The sequence below is a fragment of the Dawidia cretensis genome (assembly GCF_018598175.1).
Taxonomy (GTDB): domain Bacteria; phylum Bacteroidota; class Bacteroidia; order Cytophagales; family Cyclobacteriaceae; genus Ohtaekwangia; species Ohtaekwangia cretensis.
In genome coordinates this window covers 53,140-74,967 of the sequence record NZ_JAHESE010000017.1, presented here as the reverse complement: position 1 = coordinate 74,967, position 21,828 = coordinate 53,140, and the positions used below count along the sequence as shown (strand labels likewise).

Annotated in this window: 19 protein-coding genes; 9 read left to right on the top strand and 10 right to left on the bottom strand. The window is 53.1% G+C overall.

The genetic code is table 11. The features are described from left to right. Nucleotides 1-3: 3 nt before the first annotated feature. From KK062_RS16705 to sucD, 3 genes are all read left to right on the top strand, one after another. The gene (locus KK062_RS16705; protein ID WP_254085469.1) at nt 4-900 is read left to right on the top strand and encodes a hypothetical protein; all 897 of its coding nucleotides are present in this window, start codon (nt 4-6) and stop codon (nt 898-900) included. Nucleotides 901-1,011: 111 nt separating this feature from the next. Beyond that, nucleotides 1,012-1,923, top strand: a complete 912-nt coding sequence (locus KK062_RS16700; protein WP_254085468.1) for a hypothetical protein — start codon at nt 1,012-1,014, stop codon at nt 1,921-1,923. A gap of 497 nt (nt 1,924-2,420) precedes the next feature. Next, the gene (sucD, locus tag KK062_RS16695; RefSeq protein WP_254085467.1) at nt 2,421-3,299 is read left to right on the top strand and encodes a succinate--CoA ligase subunit alpha; all 879 of its coding nucleotides are present in this window, start codon (nt 2,421-2,423) and stop codon (nt 3,297-3,299) included. Between the two features lie 12 nt (nt 3,300-3,311). On the opposite strand, the gene KK062_RS16690 is transcribed toward sucD, so the two are convergent. The 5 genes from KK062_RS16690 to KK062_RS16670 form a co-directional block, all read right to left on the bottom strand. After that, nucleotides 3,312-3,569 carry a hypothetical protein gene (locus tag KK062_RS16690; RefSeq protein WP_254085466.1) on the bottom strand — a complete coding sequence of 86 codons (258 nt, stop codon included), beginning with the start codon at nt 3,567-3,569 and terminating at the stop codon, nt 3,312-3,314. 385 nt (nt 3,570-3,954) lie between these two features. Next, nucleotides 3,955-5,292: a PhoH family protein gene (locus KK062_RS16685; RefSeq protein ID WP_254085465.1), complete on the bottom strand. Its 1,338-nt coding sequence runs from the start codon at nt 5,290-5,292 to the stop codon at nt 3,955-3,957. Between the two features lie 96 nt (nt 5,293-5,388). Beyond that, entirely contained in the window at nt 5,389-6,084 is a 696-nt protein-coding gene (locus tag KK062_RS16680; protein WP_254085464.1) for an AlbA family DNA-binding domain-containing protein, read from the bottom strand. A gap of 23 nt (nt 6,085-6,107) precedes the next feature. After that, the gene (locus tag KK062_RS16675; RefSeq protein WP_254085463.1) at nt 6,108-7,634 is read right to left on the bottom strand and encodes a P-loop NTPase family protein; all 1,527 of its coding nucleotides are present in this window, start codon (nt 7,632-7,634) and stop codon (nt 6,108-6,110) included. 62 nt (nt 7,635-7,696) lie between these two features. Continuing rightward, on the bottom strand, nt 7,697-8,794 hold the full coding sequence (locus KK062_RS16670; protein WP_254085462.1) for a vWA domain-containing protein: 1,098 nt from the start codon (nt 8,792-8,794) through the stop codon (nt 7,697-7,699). A 160-nt stretch (nt 8,795-8,954) separates the two neighbouring features. Between KK062_RS16670 and KK062_RS30760 the strand changes: the two genes are divergently transcribed. Continuing rightward, nucleotides 8,955-9,086, top strand: a complete 132-nt coding sequence (locus tag KK062_RS30760) for a hypothetical protein (protein WP_262899239.1) — start codon at nt 8,955-8,957, stop codon at nt 9,084-9,086. Between the two features lie 66 nt (nt 9,087-9,152). Here KK062_RS30760 and KK062_RS16665 read toward each other — a convergent pair whose 3' ends face one another. From KK062_RS16665 to KK062_RS16655, 3 genes are all read right to left on the bottom strand, one after another. Continuing rightward, a complete protein-coding gene (locus tag KK062_RS16665) occupies nt 9,153-9,776 on the bottom strand; it encodes a sterol desaturase family protein (RefSeq protein WP_254085461.1) in 624 nt (207 codons plus the stop codon). 60 nt (nt 9,777-9,836) lie between these two features. Continuing rightward, complete coding sequence (bshA, locus tag KK062_RS16660) at nt 9,837-10,979, bottom strand: N-acetyl-alpha-D-glucosaminyl L-malate synthase BshA (protein ID WP_254085524.1); 1,143 nt, start codon at nt 10,977-10,979, stop codon at nt 9,837-9,839. 75 nt (nt 10,980-11,054) lie between these two features. After that, a complete protein-coding gene (locus KK062_RS16655; RefSeq protein ID WP_254085460.1) occupies nt 11,055-13,973 on the bottom strand; it encodes a serine hydrolase in 2,919 nt (972 codons plus the stop codon). Nucleotides 13,974-14,147: 174 nt separating this feature from the next. On the opposite strand from KK062_RS16655, the gene mutL reads away from it, so the two are divergent. Genes mutL through KK062_RS16640 form a run of 3 tightly spaced genes read left to right on the top strand, consistent with a single transcriptional unit; the run spans nt 14,148 to nt 17,480 of the window. Further along, on the top strand, nt 14,148-15,965 hold the full coding sequence (mutL, locus tag KK062_RS16650) for a DNA mismatch repair endonuclease MutL (RefSeq protein ID WP_254085459.1): 1,818 nt from the start codon (nt 14,148-14,150) through the stop codon (nt 15,963-15,965). Between the two features lie 30 nt (nt 15,966-15,995). After that, nucleotides 15,996-16,577, top strand: coding sequence for a rhomboid family intramembrane serine protease (locus tag KK062_RS16645; RefSeq protein WP_254085458.1), 582 nt, complete (start codon nt 15,996-15,998; stop codon nt 16,575-16,577). 9 nt (nt 16,578-16,586) lie between these two features. Next, entirely contained in the window at nt 16,587-17,480 is an 894-nt protein-coding gene (locus tag KK062_RS16640) for a rhomboid family protein (RefSeq protein WP_254085457.1), read from the top strand. Between the two features lie 9 nt (nt 17,481-17,489). Here KK062_RS16640 and rlmN read toward each other — a convergent pair whose 3' ends face one another. Both rlmN and KK062_RS16630 read right to left on the bottom strand, forming a co-directional pair. After that, nucleotides 17,490-18,536 (bottom strand): dual-specificity RNA methyltransferase RlmN, encoded by a 1,047-nt coding sequence (gene rlmN, locus KK062_RS16635; RefSeq protein ID WP_254085456.1) that lies wholly within the window; start codon nt 18,534-18,536, stop codon nt 17,490-17,492. 245 nt (nt 18,537-18,781) lie between these two features. After that, nucleotides 18,782-19,228, bottom strand: coding sequence for a hypothetical protein (locus KK062_RS16630; protein WP_254085455.1), 447 nt, complete (start codon nt 19,226-19,228; stop codon nt 18,782-18,784). A 182-nt stretch (nt 19,229-19,410) separates the two neighbouring features. Here KK062_RS16630 and KK062_RS16625 point away from each other — a divergent pair, with 182 nt between their 5' ends. Together KK062_RS16625 and KK062_RS16620 are read left to right on the top strand one after the other, a co-directional pair. Beyond that, entirely contained in the window at nt 19,411-20,673 is a 1,263-nt protein-coding gene (locus KK062_RS16625) for a serine hydrolase (RefSeq protein WP_254085454.1), read from the top strand. A 75-nt stretch (nt 20,674-20,748) separates the two neighbouring features. After that, nucleotides 20,749-21,825 (top strand): N-acetyltransferase DgcN family protein, encoded by a 1,077-nt coding sequence (locus tag KK062_RS16620; RefSeq protein WP_254085453.1) that lies wholly within the window; start codon nt 20,749-20,751, stop codon nt 21,823-21,825. The last annotated feature ends 3 nt before the right edge of the window (nt 21,826-21,828 follow it).

The window sequence follows — 21,828 nt, the reverse complement described above, 5'->3', positions numbered from 1 at the left end:
CCCATGAAAACTGTCAAGTTGAGCTTTTTTTCGATTTTTTTACTGTCTGCCACCCTGGCAGGCGCCCAGAGCTATGCTTTTAAAGTGCTGGCCAATAAGGGCACAAACCAGGTTAAATCAGGCGCCGAAGCCTGGCAGCCAATCCGCACCGGTGCCACGCTGAAAAGCGATGACGAGCTGAAACTATCGGACAACTCTTATATCGGGCTGGTTCATGCCAACGGCAAACCGGTCGAGCTGAAACAACCCGGCAGCTACAAAGTAGCCGACCTGGCCGCCAAAGTAGGCGGAAGCTCTACGGTACTGGGCAAGTACACCGATTTTATCATGAGCAACAACTCGGCGGAGGCCAAGAAGAACCGCCTCAGCGCCACGGGAGCGGTACATCGCGGCGAAGCGACTGCCATCACCATCAAATTGCCGGAAAACCCCACAGTATATAACAGCGCCAAGACCGTTATTACCTGGGAGGCCAACAAAGTAGAAGGCCCCTATATCGTGGTCATCAACGACATGTTTGGTGAACAGCTGGCAAAACTCGAGACCAACGAGCCCGCCATACAAATCGACCTGGACGACGCGAAATTTGCCGGACAGAACGCGGTGGTGCTGGAGGTATACTCCAAAGCAGATCCTACAAAAAAATCAGCCGAGAAGATGATCAAAAAACTGACGCCGGCAGAGCGTGCGGCGCTGAAAACGTCTATCGACGAGGTTGCGAAGGACATCACCGAAGAGACTGCTATCAACAAGATCATCCTGGCGCAACTGTATGAAGAAAAGAAATTGCCCATCGATGCAATCGCTGCTTACGAAGCGGCGATCAAGCTGGCACCGGAAGTGCAAGAATATAAAGACATGTATGAAGATTATTTGATTCGTGCAGGTATTAAGCGTTAAGAAAATAAAAAATTTTACGTCAGAGGCCACCCAAGCGGTGGCTTTTGCGTTTAGGTGCAATAACCCTATTGTTCTATTTTTGTCAAAAAGAACCCCCATAACAAACACCCTATGAAAATTTTAAAGTTGGTTTTGATCGGCCTGTTGGCGGTCGCATCATTGGAAGGAAGTGCCCAGGATTATGCGTTTCGGGTACTGGTCAACAAAGGAAAGAATGAAGTAAAAGCCGGCGAGAACTGGCAGGCGATCAAGGTCGGCTCCAGCCTGGGGTCGAAGGACGAAGTAAAAGTTTCGGAGAACGCCTACATTGGTTTGGCGCACGTGAGCGGCAAAACGCTCGAGTTGAAGCAACCCGGCAAATACAAAGTTGCGGACCTGGCCGCCCGTGTTAGTGGTAACGCCAGTGTATTAAACAAATACACTGATTTTGTGCTGAGCGCAAACAAACAGCGTCAAAACAACCTGGCGGCTACTGGGTCTGTAACACGCGGCGAGGAGTTTCCGGTATACCTGCCGCTGCCAACGAAGAACCCCGTGGTCTATAACGACGCGATCACGATTGCCTGGAATAATAAGTTGCCCGCACCCTACGTCGTGAATTTTAAAAGCATGTTTGATGACGTGCTGGCCAACATCGAGACGTCTGATTCCAGTGTGACCATCAATCTGAGCGACGCCAGGTTTGCGAATGAAGACAACATCATTGTATTCGTGAGCTCAAAGACGGATCCCAATAAAAAATCCGAGCCCTACACGCTGAAGCGTCTGTCGAAAGCTGATAAGGAGCGGATCAAGACCGAGCTGACGGACTTCAGTCAGGAGCAAACGGCCGTTGCCAAGCTGATGCTGGCAGGCTTCTACGAGAAGAATGGCCTGCTGATCGACGCTGGCACCGCTTACCAGGATGCCATCAAGCTGGAGCCGACTGTACCCGACTTTAAGGAGAGCTACAGCCAGTTCCTGGAAGGCAACAACATGAAGAAGCCAAAAGTGGACCCCAAAGAACAGAAGAAGATTAAATAATTCGCGAATAAGGCGATTTACAAAAAAAAGGCCGTCCCGGAGTTCCGGGGCGGCCTTTTTGCATTTACGGCGGCTACCGTGCCCGCCAAAAGTAGGCTTACTGCCTATCATACCAATAAATGACACAAATACCAGCAAGCAATATTCAGTAGATATCCAATACCTATATAAGTATTGAATATCTATTGGTTAATTATTGCTCATATATTGGATATCTATTGAATATCTCGGTATTTGACAGACTTTTGCCACCCCTGGTATGGGGCGAAAGCAAAGTCGAAAGGCACTGGAAAAGCATCGAATTTCTACTGGAAGGGCACCCCGCGAGGATAGACGGATCGTAGCGCGGGTGTCGTGCCAGCGCACGGCGGCGATGTGGCGCAGACACGCGAAAAAGTCGGATTTTCGTGCTAAAAACACGTTTCCAGGCCTAATGTAGGACGTTTGGTTGGAAGTTTTATTATCCTATTTTTGTGCTTCCTAAAAATTAAACATCCATGAGTGTACTGGTCAATAAAAATTCAAGGGTAATCGTTCAGGGTTTTACCGGTTCGGAAGGTACTTTCCACGCCGGTCAAATGATTGAATACGGAACAAATGTGGTAGGCGGTGTAACGCCTGGAAAAGGAGGGACAGAGCACCTTGGAAGACCAGTATTCAACACGGTAAAAGATGCGGTTGAAAAGACCGGCGCCGATGTATCGATCATTTTCGTACCTCCGGCTTTTGCCGCTGACGCCATTCTGGAAGCTACTGACGCCGGCATTAAAGTGATCATCACCATCACCGAAGGTATTCCGGTGAAGGACATGATGGCTGCTAAAAAATATGTAAAAGATAAGAAAGACGTAGTCCTGATCGGCCCCAACTGCCCGGGCGTAATCACACCGGGTGAAGCGAAGGTAGGCATCATGCCGGGCTTCGTGTTTAAGAAAGGCCGTATCGGTATTGTGTCGAAGTCTGGTACGCTGACGTATGAAGCCGCTGACCAGATCGTGAAAGCCGGCATGGGCATTTCTACGGCGATCGGTATCGGTGGCGACCCGATCATCGGCACACCGACGAAAGACGCTGTGGAGATGTTAATGAACGACCCCGAGACTGACGCGATCGTGATGATCGGTGAGATCGGTGGTAACTACGAGCCATTGGCTGCCCGCTGGATCAAAGAAAATGGTAACAAGAAGCCTGTCGTGGGTTTCATCGCGGGTCAGACGGCCCCTGCAGGCCGTAGAATGGGCCACGCCGGTGCCATCATCGGTGGCGCAGATGATACTGCCGAGGCTAAAATGAAGATCATGCGCGAGTGTGGCCTTCACGTAGTGGAATCGCCTGCTGAGATTGGCGAAACCATGCTGAAAGTCCTGAAGAAATAATACCGAATACTGTTAGAAGGTTGTCGTTGTCTTAAATTCCTTCTCTAAGTATTCATTCAGATTGTGGAGACCCTGGAGGATGTTAAGCTTCTCCGGGGTTTCGTCTGTATTATCGTCTTTGAAGTATACTTCCACAAACAGATTCCGGAGCATGTAGATATAGATCGTGCGGCCGTTCTTGAGGCGGGAGCCTAGCATAATTCCGTTTTTCTGGAGATAGCTCACTTGCTTGCGCAATGGCATTTGCTTAAAAAGAAAACTCAGTATCATAACGATTTTTCGTTTTGGCTTTGTCGGGTTGCCCAGTAAGCAACCAATTCTGAGCCAAAGGAAAAAACGGTGTTTTCTCTTCGATTTCAATAGCTTTCCCTAATCCTCAATCCTGTTGTGGGAATTTGATGTAAGGTAATGTCCGAAAAAAGGAATAACTGTAGTAACAGTTATCTTATAGTATGCGCTGGCGCAAGTCTTAGCCCCGTTTCGGGGCGGAGACTTGTGCCTGTCTAATGGCAGTCTTCAGACTGATGACGAGGTCACGTCGTAATCAGTGGTCATTAAATCGACATCGGTAGAGGTTCCTCGCCAGTCTGAAGACTGCCATTGAGCCAGGTCCAAGTCGCCCTCCCTTCGGTCGGAAGACTTGAACCAGAATCAATTATAATAACTCGTTCGCCAAATTCGCCAGCTCGGAGCGTTCGCCTTTCTCGAGGGTTACGTGCGCGTACAGCTCGTGGTCTTGCAGACGGTCGATGAGCGTCGACAACCCATTGGACTGTGAGTCGAGGTAGGGTGTATCGATCTGGTAGATGTCGCCGGTGAAGATGATCTTGGTGTTCTCGCCGGCACGGGTGATGATGGTCTTCACTTCGTGTGGCGTGAGGTTCTGCGCTTCGTCTACGATGAAACAGATGTTGGAGAGACTGCGTCCGCGGATATAGGCCAGGGGTGTAATGACCAGCTTTTCCTGGTTGATCATCTCGGTGATCTTGGCGTATTCCTTGTCGGTCTCGTTGTACTGGTTCTGAATGAACTTGAGGTTGTCCCACAGCGGCTCCATGTAGGGGTTGACCTTTGACTTGATGTCGCCGGGCAGGTAGCCGATGTCTTTGTTGCTGAGGGGCACGATGGGCCGCGCCAGGTATATCTGTTTGTATTCGCGTTTCTGCTCGAGGGCGGCGGCCAGCGCCAGCAGCGTTTTGCCCGTACCGGCCACGCCCTGGATAGACACCAGTCTGATCTCGGGCTTGAGGGCGGCGTGTATGGCAAAGGTTTGCTCGGCATTGCGCGGCTTGACGCCGTACACGGCGCGTTTCTCGACATGCTCGATCATATTGTTGAACGGGTTGAAGTAGGCCAGCGCCGACTTTTTGCCGCTCTTCAATATATAGTAGTGGTTCTTGACGGGGGCGAGCTTGCCCAGCAGCTCTTCGGGCGGGCAGTAGCCTTTTTCGTAGAGCAGGTTGATGAGGTTGGAGTCGATGTTGTCGATTACGGTGCGGCCGCTATAGAGCGAGGAGATGTTCTGCACCTTGCCCGTGGTATAGTCTTCCGCCTGCAGGCCGAGCGATTTGGCTTTGAGCCGCAGGTTCACGTCTTTGGAGACGAGAATGACGCGCTTGGACTTCTCGTCTTTCTGTAGCTGCAGCGCCGCATTGAGAATGCGGTGGTCGGCTTTTACTTCGTTGAAGATCTTGTTGGCGTCTATGGCGCTGTGGGTGTCCATCAGCACCTTGAAGTTGCCCTTACCCTTGCCGTTGATGGGGTTCCAGTCTTGCAGGCTGCGGTCTTTGGCGAGCTTGTCGATGAGCCGGATAAACTCCCGGGCTTCGAAGTTCTTGGTGTCGTTTCCTTTTTTGAAGTTGTCCAGCTCCTCCAGCACGGTGATCGGGATACCGACGTCATGCTCGTCAAAATTCAGGATGGAGTTGTGTTCATAGATGATAACCGAGGTGTCGAGAACGAAAACTTTTTTCTCCTTCTTTGCTTTAGCCATGCTTCACGATCTGCGCTTGATTGGAACGCGATGACGAAATGTAAAGAAATGGTTAAGATTTCGATAGTGGGAATAAAACGAAGTTTTTTTATACCTTTACGTCCCCGTTGAACGGCTGCCTGGCCGTAATACCAGTGAATACAGATCGCCCCGCTCGTGCGGCGTTACTTTCAAGACCCGGGCTACGGTTAGCAAAATCAACTTACTCGACGCCTGCGATTTCTTCAGTCCACTAATGGCCATGAATGTTTGCAACGTAATGGATGGATGCTTGTCGAGGTATTGCATCAGTAACTTTTCATAATCGCCATAATGGAAGTATACATCACGCTTCATGCCTAAACGACGGATGATCTGACGCATTTCACGGCTCGCTTTGATGCTTTTGTCTTCTACGCGAACAAACGACTCCTTGCGCGCTGCTCCTACCAGTAATCCATGCGGCTTAACAATGCTCTCCGGGATCTCGTATTGCAGTACGGTGCGCGCGTTGCCAACGGGTATAAATGTTTCGGTATACGCCAGCGGCGGCGTGCATTTCTGCAAGGCCTGGCGTATGACATACGATTCGTCGTCGGGATATTTAAGGCCCGGTATGCTGAGGTCGTCGCCGATCCCGACGAGGAGTATACCGCCTTTGGTATTGGCAAAAGCGATCATCTCCCGAACGATCTTGTCGGGAAATGCAGCTTTGCGTTTGAACTCCAGCGTCAGGCCTTCGCCCCGGGCCACCAGGTCCTTGAGCTGTTGATATTGCTGCGCATGGAAGGTATACGATTCGTGTAGCTTCATGGAGCCTGGCGTTATGCCGGTGTCTACCGGAATCGTCCGCTCGAAAACTCGTCGTCGTTATCGTCGTCGTCTTCTTCCGGTTTACCGGAAGGCATGGAGAGCATGCCGCTGAGCAGGTCTTTAAACTGCAGGCCGGCCGTGAGGTTGTGTTTGCTGATGAGGCTGTGCTCGGCCAATCCGTGCAGGGCAAACTCCATCAGCAGCAGCCGCGAAGCGACATCCTGGTTGGGGTGCAACGCTTGCACCAGCTCGGCAAGACCGGGCACGGCCTTCAGGGCTTTCTCAAAGTCGGCCTGGGGCATGTTGTGCAGCACGTCTACCGCATTGCCGTCGTTAAACCAGTCGGCAATTTTTTTGTAGGGACTCTTCTCTTTCTGTTTACGGAATTTGTCGGGGTCGGGAAAGTAGTTGGCGAACTGCGTGCGCAGGGCTTTGCCAATCAGGTTCTGGGCGACAATGCCCGGGCCCTCCTGTTCACCTTCGTATACCAGCTCCACCTTCCCGGTAATGGCCGGTACCACGCCAATGAAATCTGCAATGCGGACGTTGGTTGTTTTTTCCTGGTTGATAATGGCGCGGCGTTCCGCGGCGGCGACCAGGTTTTCGTATGCTGAGATCGTGAGACGTGCCGATACACCGCTCTTGGCATCGACATATTCGCTCTTGCGTGCTTCGAAGGCGATCTGCTCGACGAGGTCTTTGGTAATATCATGGGCTGCTACGCGTGTGCGTTGCTCGTCTTTGAGACGCGCCTCCTGTTGCGTGATGCGGCGACCGATGTCGAGGGTGCGCGGGTAGTGCGTAATGATCTGGCTGTCGATACGGTCTTTCAGTGGCGTGACGATGCTGCCCCGGTTGGTATAGTCTTCCGGGTTGGCGGTAAAGACAAACTGGATCTCCAGCGGCATGCGGATCTTAAAGCCGCGAATCTGGATGTCGCCTTCCTGTAAGATGTTGAAGAGGGCCACCTGTATACGGGCCTGCAAGTCGGGCAATTCGTTGATGACGAAGATGCAGCGATGCGAGCGGGGTATGAGGCCGAAGTGAATAACACGTTCGTCGGAGTACGGCAGCTTGAGGCTGGCAGCCTTGATAGGGTCTACGTCGCCGATGAGGTCGGCGATGGAAACGTCGGGGGTGGCCAGCTTTTCGGTATAGCGCTCGTCGCGGTGCAGCCAGACTACGGGTGTATTGTCGCCGCGCTCGGCTACGATGTCTTTGCCAAAGCGGGAGATGGGCGCGAGCGGGTCGTCGTTTAATTCAGAGCCTTCGATGACGGGTATATATTCATCGAGCAGGTTGACCATGAGGCGGGCCAGACGCGTTTTGGCCTGACCCCGCAGACCTAATAAATTTATGTCGTGGCCGGCCAGGATGGCACGCTCGAGGTCGGGAATGACGGTTTCTTCATACCCCCAGATGCCGGCAAACACCGATTCTTTCTTTTGAAGCTTTTGAATAAGATTCTGGCGAAGCTCTTCGCGAATAGACCGTGGCGTGTAGCCCGATTTTTTTAGGTCTCCTACGTTTTTGATGGATGTATGCTGCATACGGTGTGTGAAAATCAGATAAGTATATCGGGAAGGAACGGCGGAACAATCCGTAGTTTCCGTTACAGGTTTTTTGTACGGTTCCGTTTAAAATCTTCAAAGACGAGGTTGCCCAATCCCTCCAGGCTGCTGTAGTACGCATTGCCGTTGTTGGCTTTGGTAAACTCGCGCACAAAGGCTTTCAGGTAGGGGTCGGTGGCGATCATAAAGGTCGTGACCGGTACTTTCAGCTTGCGCAACTGCGACGCCAGGTTGAGCGTGGCCCCGAGTATTTTCTGGTCGAGGCCAAAGGCATTCTTATAATATTTTATGCCCTGCTTAATGCAGGTGGGCTTGCCATCGGTGATCATAAAGATCTGCTTGTTGGCGTTCTTGCGCCGGCGTAAAATGTCCATGGCCAGCTCGAGGCCCGCCACGGTGTTGGTATGGTAGGGACCCACGTGCAGGTAGGGCAGGTCTTTGATGGCGATCTGCCAGGCGTCGTCGCCGAAAACGAGTATGTCCAGGGTGTCTTTGGGATACTTTTTGGTGATGAGCTCGGCTAAGGCCATCGCTACTTTTTTCGCAGGTGTGATGCGGTCTTCGCCGTAGAGGATCATGGAATGCGAGATGTCGATCATCAATACGGTAGAGGTTTGTGTTTTGTATTCGCTCTCCATCACTTCCAGGTCTTCTTCGGTCATGAAGAAGCTCTCGACTCCGTGGTTGATCTGCGCGTTGCGCAACGAGTCTGTTACCGCGATTTGCTCCAGTGTGTCGCCGAACTGATAGTCACGCCGTTCGGTCGTTTGTTCATCGCCGCGCCCGCTGTGAGATGTGTTGTGCTCGCCTGATTTGGTGCGCTTGAGCTTGCCGAAGATTTCTTCGAGCGCGGATTGCCGCAGGCTTTGTTCGCTTTTGGGCTTCAATTTAAACTCACCCCGCGGGCCTTCGTCGGTGACGTATCCATTCTTCTTGAGATCTTCAATAAAATCGCCAATACCATACGTGCCATTTGTCAGGCCATGTTGGCGGTCTACTTCCGTAAGCCATTGAAGCGCTTCTGCTACGTTTCCAGAAGTCATGAGCACCAGCTGCATGAAGATGTTGAGCAATTTGTCAAAATCACTTTTTCCCTTTTCTTCCGGTGGCGTATACTTAGTAAAGCGGTGTCCGAGCATGCTGTTCTTTCAAACTGTAACCAATAATTACACTATTCTGGTTCAGCGTCAAAGTTTAATTTCTTAAAACTTTAGACGCATATGTAAGAATTCTATGGGAAACGGAAAACGGCGATAAACCGTCGTTAATATCTTTGTTTTGCAGTTTAAACCAGTCGTTATGAAACCGTCTCTTTTACTCTTCGCCCTGGTGGCAATGATTCTTTCTTCGTGCGGCTTTGCGCACACGTGTCCTACGTATGCTAAGAAGCCTGTCGTGAAGACGGCGCCTGTTAAAGGTACACGTATCTAAGCCTGAAAAACAGGAAAGCCACCCGGCACATGGCCCGATGGCTTTCTGAAATGTTTTACAAACGCGCTAGGCTGCCTTCTTGTCGCGCATGGTACCGTAAATGTAGTCCCACAACGGAGACGATACACCGAAGATCACTTCGCCGTCTTTGTAATGGTGTACGCTGTGGTTTACCCAGAGCTTCTTGAAGACATTTTTCGGGGGCTGGTAAGCGTGTACCATGTAGTGTACGGCCAGGTATGCGGCGTAGCCCACCAGGAAGCCCGGCAGGAACGCAAATACCAGGTCGCCCATGATGACGCGCAGCAGCAGCAGCAGCACGGTAGAGATCGTAATGCTCAGCAGCGGCGGCATCGCCAGCCGGTCTTTGTCTTTCGGAAACTCATGGTGTACACCATGTAGCGTGTATTGCAGTTTTTCCCGAACCCTGCTGTAGGTGGGCATGTGGAATACGTGGCGATGCACATTGTATTCCACCCACGTAAACACAATAAGACCTGTGGCGAACAGGCCTATGGTTTGCCAGGGGTCAAGGGTTGTGTGCGTGATGCTCCAATAGAGCAATCCTCCTGAGTACGCAAAAAACACAATCAAAGGAACTGAAATGTGTGTTCTGGACAGCTTTTCCAGGATCGGGTTGTTAAAAAGCTGTTTGGTTCCTTTGTTTTTGGGTGATACTGATGCCTCCATACACATACTAGACTTTTGTGAAAATCACATATTAGGTTCTGGCTCTGGCTGAAATAACGTCTAAACAATGGTTTTAGCTGCAGTTTTTTCCAGAATTCGCTGATAATAATTTTCGTATAAGGGTAATATGCGTGTTATATCAAATTCTTGTGCCCGCTTCAGCGCGTTTTCTTTAAAGCGTGGAAGGTTGTTCTTGTCGAGGATCAACAACGCTTTTTGGGTCATATCTTCCACATCTCCCACAGGACTCATAAAGCCGGTCTGACCGTTGATGTTCAGCTCGGGCAACCCGCCCGTGTTGCTGGAGATCACCGGCACCTCGCAAGCCATTGCTTCGAGCGCGGCCAAACCAAAGCTTTCTTTTTCGGAAGGCATGAGGAAAAGATCGGCTACCGACAGTACTTCCTCTACGGCATCGAGCTTACCCAGGAAACGAACGTCGTCATAGATGCCGAGCTCGCGGCACATCTTCTCGGCGTGGCTACGCTCGGGACCGTCGCCGATCATCAGCAGCTTGGCCGGAATTTCTTTGCGAATGTTGGCGAAGACGTGAATTACATCGGGTATGCGCTTCACCTTGCGGAAGTTGGAGGTGTGCACCACCAGCATTTCGCCGTGGGGGCAAATAGCTTTTTTGAAATGATCTTTCTTTTGCTTCTTGAATTTCTCCAGGTCGATGAAGTTGGGAATGACTTCGATGTCATTCACGATGGGGAAGTATTCGTAGGTCTCTTTTTTCAGGTCTGCTGACACGGCCGTTACGCCGTCGGACTGGTTGATGCTGAAGGTAACGACGGGCTCGTAGGAAGGGTCTTTTCCCACCAGGGTGATGTCGGTACCGTGCAGCGTGGTGACGACGGGTATGACGATGCCCTGCGACTGCAAGATCTGCTTGGCCATGTATGCGGCCGAGGCGTGTGGTATGGCATAATGCACATGCAGCAGGTCGAGGCCTTCGTTCTTCACGACGCTGACCATTTTACTGGCCAGTGCCAGCTCGTAGGGGGGGAATTCAAACAGGGGGTAGCTGCGGAAGTCCACCTCGTGGTAGAACAGGTTTTCGTTGAAGAGGTCTAACCGCGGGGGTTGCGAGTAGGTAATGAAATGTACTTTGTGGCCCTCCTGGGCCAGGGCCTTGCCGAGTTCAGTGGCCACGACGCCGCTACCGCCAAAGGTAGGGTAGCATACGATGCCGATCTTTATCTGTTGCACGTGGTGGTAGGATTTATGGAAGCGTAACCCTTTTAAGCGCACGTAAGTTTCCGTGCAAATGTTAATTTATTGCGAATTCGCGCAATATTGAAAGATTGCCTGATAAATGACGTCCTGGATACGCGAGCGGATATTAGCCGAGTTCAAGCGGCCGCTGCGGTCGGGATAGACCCGGTTGGAGAGAAATATATAGACTACGTCGAATTCAGGGTCTACCCAGAGGCATGTTCCGGTAAAACCGGTGTGTCCATAGGTACGCGGCGACGCCAGCAGGGACGTGGGGCTGTTCCAGTCGCTCTGCACGGGTTTGTCCCAGCCCAATCCCCGGCGCCCCTTATACATGCGGTCGGAAAAGAGGCGCACAGTCTCCGCTTTATAGTATCGGTAGCCGCCGTAGTTCCCTTCCTGTAAGAGCATTTGCCCGAGCTTGGCCAGGTCGTTGGCGGTACTGAACAGGCCGGCGTGGCCGCTTACACCACCCATCATGGCGGCACGCTCGTCGTGTACCGTACCGGCTACAGGCTCGCGCCGGTAGATCTTGTCGTATTCGGTCGGGGCAATGTGTTGCATCGGGAAACGGTCGAGCGGATTGAAGCCCGTGGTGTATGCGCCGAGGGGCTCGTAGAAGTTTTGGGCCACGAAGTCTTCCAGCGGTTGGTTGAGCACCTTCTCTGCCAGGTGCTGCAGAATCATAAAGCTCAGGTCGCTGTATTTGTAGGGATAGGGTGTGCGTGGCGGCTTCTCGGTCAGCTTGGACTGAATGACCCACGACCAAATGGAGTCACGCATGACCTGGTTGGTGTACAGGTGCGGCGACACTTGCAACGGAAAGGCTGCACTGCGCGTGCGGCTGTAGTATTGTGGCAGGAAAGTAGTGTCTTTTACCGTCTGGGGCCACAGGGGAATGAAGGGTTGCAATCCCGCCTGGTGCGTGAGCAGCTCCATGATGGTAATGTCTTTTTTATTCGACCGCCGCAGCTCGGGCAGGTAGAGCGACACCTTGCGGTGTAGGTCGATCAATCTCTTATCATGCATAAACATGACGGCCTGCAACGTGGCCGACACTTTGGTGAGCGAGGCCAGATCATAAATGGTTTGCTCGTCGACGGGTGTCTTGCGATCGTAGGTCTGGTAACCGAAGGTTTTGTCGTATACCACTTTGCCGTGGCGGGCCACCAGCACCTGGCAGCCGGGTGTGGCCTGGCTGCGGATGGCTTCGTTGGCGATGTCGTCAATGCGGGCCAGGAGGCGGCTGTCCATGCCGACGGCCTCGGGCACCGCATAGCCCAACCGGTTCAGTGCCGGTGTGGCGGCGCCGAGCCCAGCCGGTAAAAGCGCCGAGGCGGCGAGGGGTAGTTGCCCGTCGGCCGGCAAGCTGCCGAAGATGACTTCGGCTACGCTGCGTAACAGCTCGGGCGAATGTTTGTAGGTGGTAATGACTGTGGGGAAGCGCGATGCTGTTCGTAAAAAATTTTCGTTGCCAAAGTCGCAGAGTATAACTTCGTTGGAGTTGAGCAGGCGGGGGAGCATGCCGCTGACGCGATCGATCGTCTCCTGGGTGGTTTGCGGGAAGATGCCGATGATGATCGTGCCGGGACGTTCGGCGGCTTTGGCGAATACATCGGTGCCGGTATTTTCGTCGATGATATACTGCGCAGTCTGCGCGTAGCGGGTCAGGTATTCGTAGAACGCGCCGTTGACTTTGGTCGTGTCGGTGGCAAAGTAGGTAAAGTATTTATTGTCGAGTACTTTGACCGGCAGTGTGCCCGCCTGGTTGCGCAGCACGGTGATGGCCGCTCGTTCCAGCCGCTCGGCCAGCATACGTGTTTTCGCGGGATGCAATGTAGCCGGTACGTTATCGACCGGTGGTGGTTGTGGGGTGTTCAGCCCGGCATCGTATTTGGCGGCGAGGATCTTTTTAACGGAAGCGTTGAGTTGCGCTTCCAGGGTTTCGTCGCGGCGTATGGCCCGGCGTATGCGCCGGATGGCGTCGCCGATGTCGGCCGGGTATACCAGCATGTCGTTGCCGGCCTGGAAGGCGTTGAGCTCGGCTTCGCCGGCGCGCAGATTTTTGGCCATGCCTGCGGTGCTGCGGATGTCGCCAAAGCTCATGCCACGGTAGCCGCTGTTTTGCTTCAGCCACGGGCCGGTATAGAGAGACGCGAGCGCGGCGGAGTTAAATTCATTTTTGCGCGCATCGTTGCTGTTGGCATAGAACAAGGGGAAGGAGCCTGAAGCGGGCATCACGGCGGATAGCCCGGCACTGAAAAGTTGTTTATAGGGGTATACTTGCCCCGAGTCGAGCGACGGTTGTATAAAGGGATGACCTTTTTGTACATCGGTCACGGTAATGCCTTTGAGTGGAAAGTGTGTGGCGCACAAAAGCACCTGCCGGCTTTGCAGGCCTTGCAGAAACGCTACCGACTTTGCGGCTACACGTTGCGGGTTCTCGCCGAGCGAGAGCCGGCTCATGCGCAGGGGGGCAGGGTTGCGGGCGGTGTCGCCCAGCGATGTGAAGTACAGCTGCACGCCCAACAGTTTTAACTGCCGGCCTACTTCGCGGCCCAGCTGGTATAGGAGCGAGTCGGGACGAATGGCGCCGAGCATCATGGGTGACGGGAATGCCAGCAGGCTGTCGGGTGTCGAGCCGAGACCGGCGGGGGCTTCCTGCGCCATGAGCAGGGGAATGTCGGCTTCGCCCTGCATGCGGCGGATGATGCGCGCTTGCAGCACGGGCGTGGTGGTGCCGGCAAAGAGCAGTCCGCCGACCTGGTCGTTCTTTACTTTGGCCTCGACGTCACGCAGCTGCGATTCGTTCATGGTGGCCGATACAGGCAGGAGGAATAGCTGGCCTATGCGTTTGCCGGTGTTGAGGGCGTTGAAGACGCTGTCGACCCAGGCCTCGCGCGTACGTGTCGTTTGAGCCTGCGTGGACGAAAATACCGTGAGTACTGCCAGCAGGCAGAAGAAGATTTTTTTTGTCATCCGGTTATTGCGTTTAAAAAATAGGGAGACCGCCAACTTTACGGCTAAGTTAATGGTTAAAACCATACCGGATAAAACAGGATGGCCGGCAATTCGGCCACCTGAGCCAAAAACATCTCCAATCGTGCGGTAAAATGTGCACATTTGCATCGTCATACATTAGCGTCTTGTTTCATGCCTGATATTATCCAGCTTCTGCCTGATGCCATCGCCAATCAGATCGCTGCCGGCGAGGTCGTGCAGCGGCCGGCGTCGGCTATCAAAGAGCTGATGGAAAACGCCATCGACGCAGGGGCGCGCAACATCCGGCTGATCGTCAAAGATGCAGGCAAGACATTACTACAAGTGATCGACGACGGCATGGGCATGACCGAGACCGATGCCCGCATGAGCCTGGAGCGCCACGCCACGTCCAAGATTCGCCGCGCGGAAGATCTCTTTACACTTCATACGATGGGCTTTCGCGGCGAGGCGCTGGCGTCCATTGCCGCCGTGGCTCAACTGGAAATGAAGACCCGCATGGGCGACCAGGAACTGGGTACCTTACTGACGGTGGAGGGCTCGGAGGTCAAGCGACAGGAGCCGGTTGCCTGCGAGAAGGGCACGAGCATTTGCGTCAAAAATTTATTCTTTAACATTCCTGCCCGCCGCAATTTCCTCAAGTCCAATGCGGTGGAAATGCGCCATATCATAGACGAATTTCAACGCTTGGCATTGGCAAACCCCGACATTGGGTTTATGCTGCAGCAAGCCGACGAGCTGGTGTACGACCTGGCGGCCGCCAAGATCGGCCAGCGTATTGTCAACCTGTTCGGCAAGACCTATCAGGCGCAGCTGGCTACCTGCCAGGAGGAAACCGATCAATTAAAAGTTTCGGGGTATGTGGGCAAACCTGACTTTGCGCGCAAAACGCGGGGCGAGCAGTTCCTCTTTGTGAACCGCCGGTTTATTCGCAGCAACTATTTGCATCACGCGGTGATGAGCGCCTTTGAAGGGCTGCTGCCGGAGGGCAGCTTTCCGTTTTATGTGCTTTTTATCGAGATCGACCCGCGCCACATCGACGTGAACGTGCACCCCACCAAAACCGAGATCAAATTTATAGACGAGCGGGCGGTATATGCCGTGGTACGCGCGGCGGTGCGTCAGGCCATTGGGTCGCACAATCTGACACCGGCCATCGACTTCGATGCAGACGTAAACCTGATAGCCAAGCTGAACAACGCTGCCGGCGAAACGCGCGAGGCCTACTTCGACGAGCGCTTCAGCACGGCGTTGCACAAGCACCCTAACAATACCGACAACTGGGAAAAGCTCTTTGAAGGCCTGGAGCGTACGCCGACGCCGTCGCGGCCGGTGGAGGATACGCCGCCGGTGCATACGTTGCGGTTTGAGAGTGCCATGAACCAGACGACCACAACGTCGGTGGCAGAAGATAAGCCTTTATTCCAACTTCACGGGCGTTACATCGTTAAACAGGTAAAATCGGGCATGATGATTATTGATCAACAGGCTGCTCACGAGCGGGTGTTGTTCGAAAAATTCATGGCGCAGGTCAAGAACAAGACAGCCCAAAGCCAACAAAGCTTGTTTCCCCAGGCCATTACGTTTTCGCCGGCCGATTTTGCCCTGGTGCTGGAAATCCACCAGGAGCTGATCGCGTTTGGCTTCCGCGTGGAGGTTTTCGGGAAAAACACAATGGTGGTGAACGGCATTCCGGCCGGGGTAAAACCCGGCAATGAAAGAGAGCTGTTTGAGGGATTGATCGAGCAGTTTAAGATCAACCAGGACGAGCTGGTGCTGCCCTTACAGGAAAATCTGATGCGGTCGCTGGCCAAGCGGGCGGCGATCCGGTCGGGACAGATGCTGGAACAGGCCGAAATGCGGTCGCTGACCGGCAATTTGTTCGCCTGTACCACACCCAATTATGCGCCGGATGGCCGGCCGACGTTTTTTATTTTGGAACTCAATAAAATAGAAAGTTACTTTCGATAGACTTAACAGGTAGCGACTAAAACACACTCTATGTTCAGATTAACACCGGTTGTACGCAATCTTGTCATCATCAATGTGATCGTTTTTGTACTGCAGAACTTTGTACAGGGGCTTACCGAGCTATTGTCCTTGTATGGCGTGCAGACGCCATACTTCAAGCCGTACCAGCTGTTTACGTATATGTTCGCCCACGGCGGCTTTATGCATATTTTCTTTAATATGCTGGTGCTGGCCACCACCGGACCGATTCTGGAGAATTTCTGGGGCCAGAAAAAGTTCCTTATCTTTTACCTGGTGACGGGTATCGGCGCGGGGGTATTTCATTTGCTGATGGAAGCATTCGTGCTGCACGGCCCCGGGTCGCAGATGCTGGGTGCCTCGGGTGCAGGATACGGTGTGCTGATGGCCTTTGGTATGATGTTTCCCAATATGGAGATGATGCTGTTGTTTCCACCCATTCCGATCAAAGCCAAGTACCTGGTGTGGGTGTTGGGTGGCATGACCTTTTTACTCAGCGGTGCCGGTGTAGCACACTTTGCCCACCTGGGGGGCATTATCTTTGCATTTATACTGCTGCGCATCTGGCGGAGCCAGGGTGGCAGCTACTTTTGATATTGACCTATGCTCGAAGAATTTAAGAATGCATTCAGCCGGTATAACAATGCGACGATCCAGCTGATCATCATCAATGTGGTCGTTTTTGTTGTGCTGGGTATTTTGTCGGTGGTGGGTGATATTTCCGGACTCTCCAGCGCCTTGAGCTGGGTACACCTGCAGTTTACTATTCCGTCGCCAATCCAGGAATTTATTCACCGCCCCTGGACCATTCTGACGTATGCTTTCATGCACGGCGGCCTGGGGCACATTTTCTTCAACATGCTGGCGCTATATTATTTTGGCCGCCTCTTTTCCGAGTACCTCGGTAGTGATAAGCTTATTGCTGTTTATGTGTTAGGCGCCATTGCCGGCGGGGCGCTATACCTGCTGGTCTATAACACTGTACCGTTCTTTGTCGAGCGTAATAACGTCACCATGGTGGGCGCTTCGGCGGCAGTCAATGCGATCATTGTGGCCACGGCCACGCAGCTGCCGAACTATACTTTCTTTTTATTCCTGATTGGTCCCGTACGAATCAAGTATATCGCAGCATTTTTAGTAGTGCTTTCCTTCCTAAGCGCGACCGGTCCGAATGCCGGCGGAAATATTGCGCACTTAGGCGGCGCGGCGATGGGTTTTATATACATGAAGCAATTGCAGGCCGGTTCTAACTGGGGCTTCTGGATTACCGCTACACTCGATTGGATCAAAGGACTCTTTAAGCCGCGGACGCGGGTGAAGGTGAGCTATCGCAATGAGCAGAACCGGTCCGAGGCACGGGGACGTACGGCGCCACAGCCTTCATCTTCGTTATCGCAAGCCGAGCTGGATGCTATTCTCGACAAGATCTCCGCGGGTGGGTATGAAAGCCTGACCAAGGACGAGAAAGAGAAGCTCTTCAACGCCAGCAAGAAATAATCTATACCATTAGCTTTTATTGGCCAGCTGGCCACAGGCAGCATCGATGTCCTTGCCGCGGCTTTTGCGTACACGCGTGGTAATGCCGTGGCGCTCGAGCAGGTCCATGTACATGCGAATGGACTCTTCGGACGCTTGTTGGAATTCGCCGTCGTCGATGGGGTTGTATTCGATCAGGTTTACTTTCGATGGAATGATCTGTGCAAACTTAAGCAAGGCACGGGCGTGCTCTTCGCTATCGTTTATGTCTTTCCACACCACGTACTCGTAGGTCACCTTTCGCTTGGTTTTGTGGTACCAATATTTTAGCGACTCGGCCAGCTCGCTGAGGGAGTTGGTGTCGTTGATGGGCATGATGGACGAGCGGGTTTTGTCCAGTGCGGCGTGGAGCGATACCGCCAGGTTGAACTTCACGCCATCGTCGGCCATCTTGACGATCATCTTTGCCAGGCCCACCGTGGATACGGTAATACGTTTAGACGCCATGTTAAGCCCCTTTTGCGAGGTAATCTTTTCAATGGCGGACATGACGTTGGCGTAGTTGAGCAGGGGCTCGCCCATGCCCATAAACACGATGTTGGTCAGGGGGCGGTTGTAGAACAATTCGGATTGTTCTTTGATGGCCACTACCTGGTCGTAGATCTCATCGGGGCTGAGGTTGCGCTGGCGTTTCAGGCGCGCGGTGGCGCAGAACTTACAGGCCAGGCTGCAGCCTACCTGTGAGGAGACGCAGGCGGTGATGCGCTTTTCGGCGGGGATGAGAACGGACTCCACCACCATGCCGTCGTGCAGGGTGACGGCGTTTTTGATGGTGCCGTCGCTGCTGCGCTGCATGTGGTCTACCTTGATGTGGTTGATCACGAAGTGCGATTTGAGCATGTCGCGCAGGGGGACGGACAGGTTGGTCATCTGGTCAAAGCTTTTGGCAGACTTGTTCCACAGCCATTCATAGACCTGCTGGGCACGGAAAGCCTTTTCGCCGTGCTGCACGAAGAATTCCTTCAGCTCTTCCGCCTTCAGTTTTCGAATGTCTCGCCGGGACTCTGTTTCAACCATTTTGCAAAGGTAAGGGGATATTTGCAGAGATGCACGGGGGGAGGGGGAACTTAAAGAAAATCTGCGGGCTGGAACGTTATCCCTTCATTTCCGGAGATCCTGACGGCTATCAAAAACGTCTGTTATGTAAATGCAATCGTCCTGAATGTAATCGGCATTATAGTGCCGGTTTGATTATTTTCCTGTGTATTTAGGGGGTAAAAGTCGGGAATCGGCAATTTATAGCCGATTTGATAAATCGCTTATTACGGTTTTATCCGCACAAAAACCTTAGTCTCGCAAGCTCTGGAGACATTTGAAATAATCAGCGAGTCGCCTTCGAGCTTTTCGACGGTGAAGCTTTCGATGATGGTGCGGGATTTCTTGTCGAGGAAGTGCAGGGAGGTGCCGTCGTATTTATACAGGAATGAGCGCGAGTTATAGGTCTTTTTGCGGCTGATGATGCGGGTGTTTTCTTCGCCGGAATTGTTGTCTTTGAGTTGCAGCACCTGGGCGGAGGAGCCGGCGCGGCTTTTCATGTCGTCGACGACTTCCTGCATGCCCAGCTCGTCTACGGCGAGGTCGTCGTCATCGTCCAGGCAGCTGGTTTGTTTTACCAGTTGCCATTTGCCGATCAGGGACTGCGCCTGGATGGGAACGGTGGAGGCCAGGCCGCACAGGCAGGCAAGGCAAAATACGATCGCAAGCTTCATAGAGCGAATGTTGGTTTTAGCGTCCATGTGGAAATTGGGCAATCCTCTTGTAGTCCGGCGGCCGGATAAAGCGTATACCGGCCGTTTGTACCGCTACAAGGAGGCGTAACCAAATTTAGTCAAATTTCAGGCCAGCCAAGTTGCCCGCAAGCGGTATTTTAGGGGATCAGTACCCGGTTGTTATGAAAAAACTGCATATGGCTCTTGTCCTGCTGGTTGTTTTTTGGGCTTGCCGCCAGCAGCCTTTGCGGGAGGATGCTGACTTTCTGAAAAATCTTTTGGCCCGTGACCCGGCGCTGGCGGCGGTGCTTGCACGTGCCGATTCGTTGGAGGTGCAGATCATCTATACCATGATCGACCGCGACACGGCGAACCACCCTACCTTCCGCACATTTTATCACAACGTAGATTCCACGCGTTATTTCTATCCGGCGTCTACCGTCAAGTTGCCGGCCGTTATGCTGGCCCTGGAAAAGTTGCGTGCGCTGAACATCGACAGTCTGGATGTGTATACTCCCATGTTCCACGATAGTGTCTACGCCGGGCAGCTGCCGGTTGTGCGCGACAGTACGGCGCGCAGTGGGCTGCCGTCGGTGGAACACTATATAAAGAAGATCCTGGTTGTCAGCGACAACGATGCGTATAACAGGTTGTACGAGTTCGTGGGGCAAAAGGCGATGAACGAACGGCTGCATCAGCTGGGGTATCGGCAGGTGCGTATTCTACATCGACTGGAGCGGCCGTTGAGCCGTGATGAGAATGCACGCACGGAGGCGGTGCGCTTTGAAAAGCAGGGACGGGTGGTATACCAGCAGCCCATGTTGGTGAACGAGCCGTTGATCGAGGTGCCGGAAAAAGTGTTTCGCGGAACGGGATTTATAAGGAATGATTCGCTCATTCAGCAACCCTTTGATTTTACCTATAAGAATTTTTTCCCCTTAACGGAACAGCATGCCATGCTGCGGGCCATTCTTTTTCCGGAAATAGTACCGCCCGCGCGGCGCTTTTCGATTTCAGAAGAGGACCGTGCACGTGTGCTGGAGTATATGTCGCAGTTGCCGACGGAGACATACGCCCCGCCCTATGCAACGGATACAACGTACTATGATGCCTACTGCAAGTTTTTGATGTTTGGTGGCGGACGTGAACCGATACCGCGCGGCATTCGGATCTTTAATAAGGTGGGCGATGCCTACGGCTATCTTATCGACAACGCCTACATTGTAAACTTCGACACCGGCGTGGAGTTTATGGTGAGCGCGGTGATCAACACCAATACCGACGGCATTTATAACGACGGCAAGTATGACTATGAAACGTTAGGTTTCCCCTTTCTGAAGCGGTTGGGAGAGGCCCTTTACCGGTATGAAAGTGAGGAACGGGAGAAGAATGTGATGCCCGAGTTTTCAGGGTTTAGATTTTATTACAACGACAGAGAACAATAAGCAGCGTGGCAGCTAACCTCTTTTTGAAAAATCGCTTTATTAAACGAACTTCCCACCCCTCAGATAGCACATATTATGGTTAAAAGTAATGCGATTGTACTGACCGGAGGCTTCCTGGACACCGGTAGCGCGAAGACCGCGCATGGATTGATCCGTGGCACGGATCGTTTTAACATTGTGGGTGTCATCGATCAAAAGCACCCGGGTGCTGATGCCGGCGAGGTGCTCGACGGTCGCACGCGCAACATTCCGGTGTATGCCACACTGGACGACTTTCAGAAGACGTCGCCCGTGGCGGCAACCTACTGCGTGGTGGGCGTCGCCACGAAGGGTGGCGTGATACCCGATACGCTGCGGGCGTTGCTGCGCGAGGCACTGGAGCACGGCTACAACCTGGTGAACGGGTTGCATGAGTACGTGGCCGACATTCCCGAGCTGGCCGCGCTCGCACAGGACAAGGGGTTGGAGATCATCGACGTACGCAAGCCTAAGAAATTCAAGGACCTGCATTTCTGGACGGGAAAGATCGTGGAGGTGAAATGCCCGAAGATTGCCGTGCTGGGCACCGACTGTGCGCTGGGGAAGCGCACCACTACCCGGTTCCTGGTGGAGGCTATGCGCAAGGCCGGCTACAAGGCAGAGATGATCTATACGGGGCAAACCGGTTGGATGCAGGGCGCCCGGTATGGTTTTGTATTCGACTCGACGCTGAACGATTTTATCTCAGGTGAAATGGAGCATGCCGTGGTGACCTGTTACCACGAGGCGAAGCCCGATATCATTTTTATTGAAGGGCAGTCGTCGCTGCGCAACCCCAGTGGCCCTGCCGGTGCGGAGTGGATCGTATCGGCCGCAGCCGACGGTGTGGTGTTGCAACATAATCCGGCGCGAAAACAATACAAGGATATGGAGTATTATCCCGCCTATATTGCCGACCCTGCCGATGAGGTCGCCCTGATTAAATTGTACGGTGCCCCGACCGTGGCGCTGACCATCAATACCGCGAAGATGGACGAGCCCGAAGCACGCGTTTATGCGGAGCAGTATAATCGTAAGTTGAATATACCGGTGGTGCTGCCGTTGGAAGACGGTGTCGACAGCCTGGTGCCGCTATTTGAGGCGATGATCAAAAACAGTGTGGCGCAGGTATAGCGT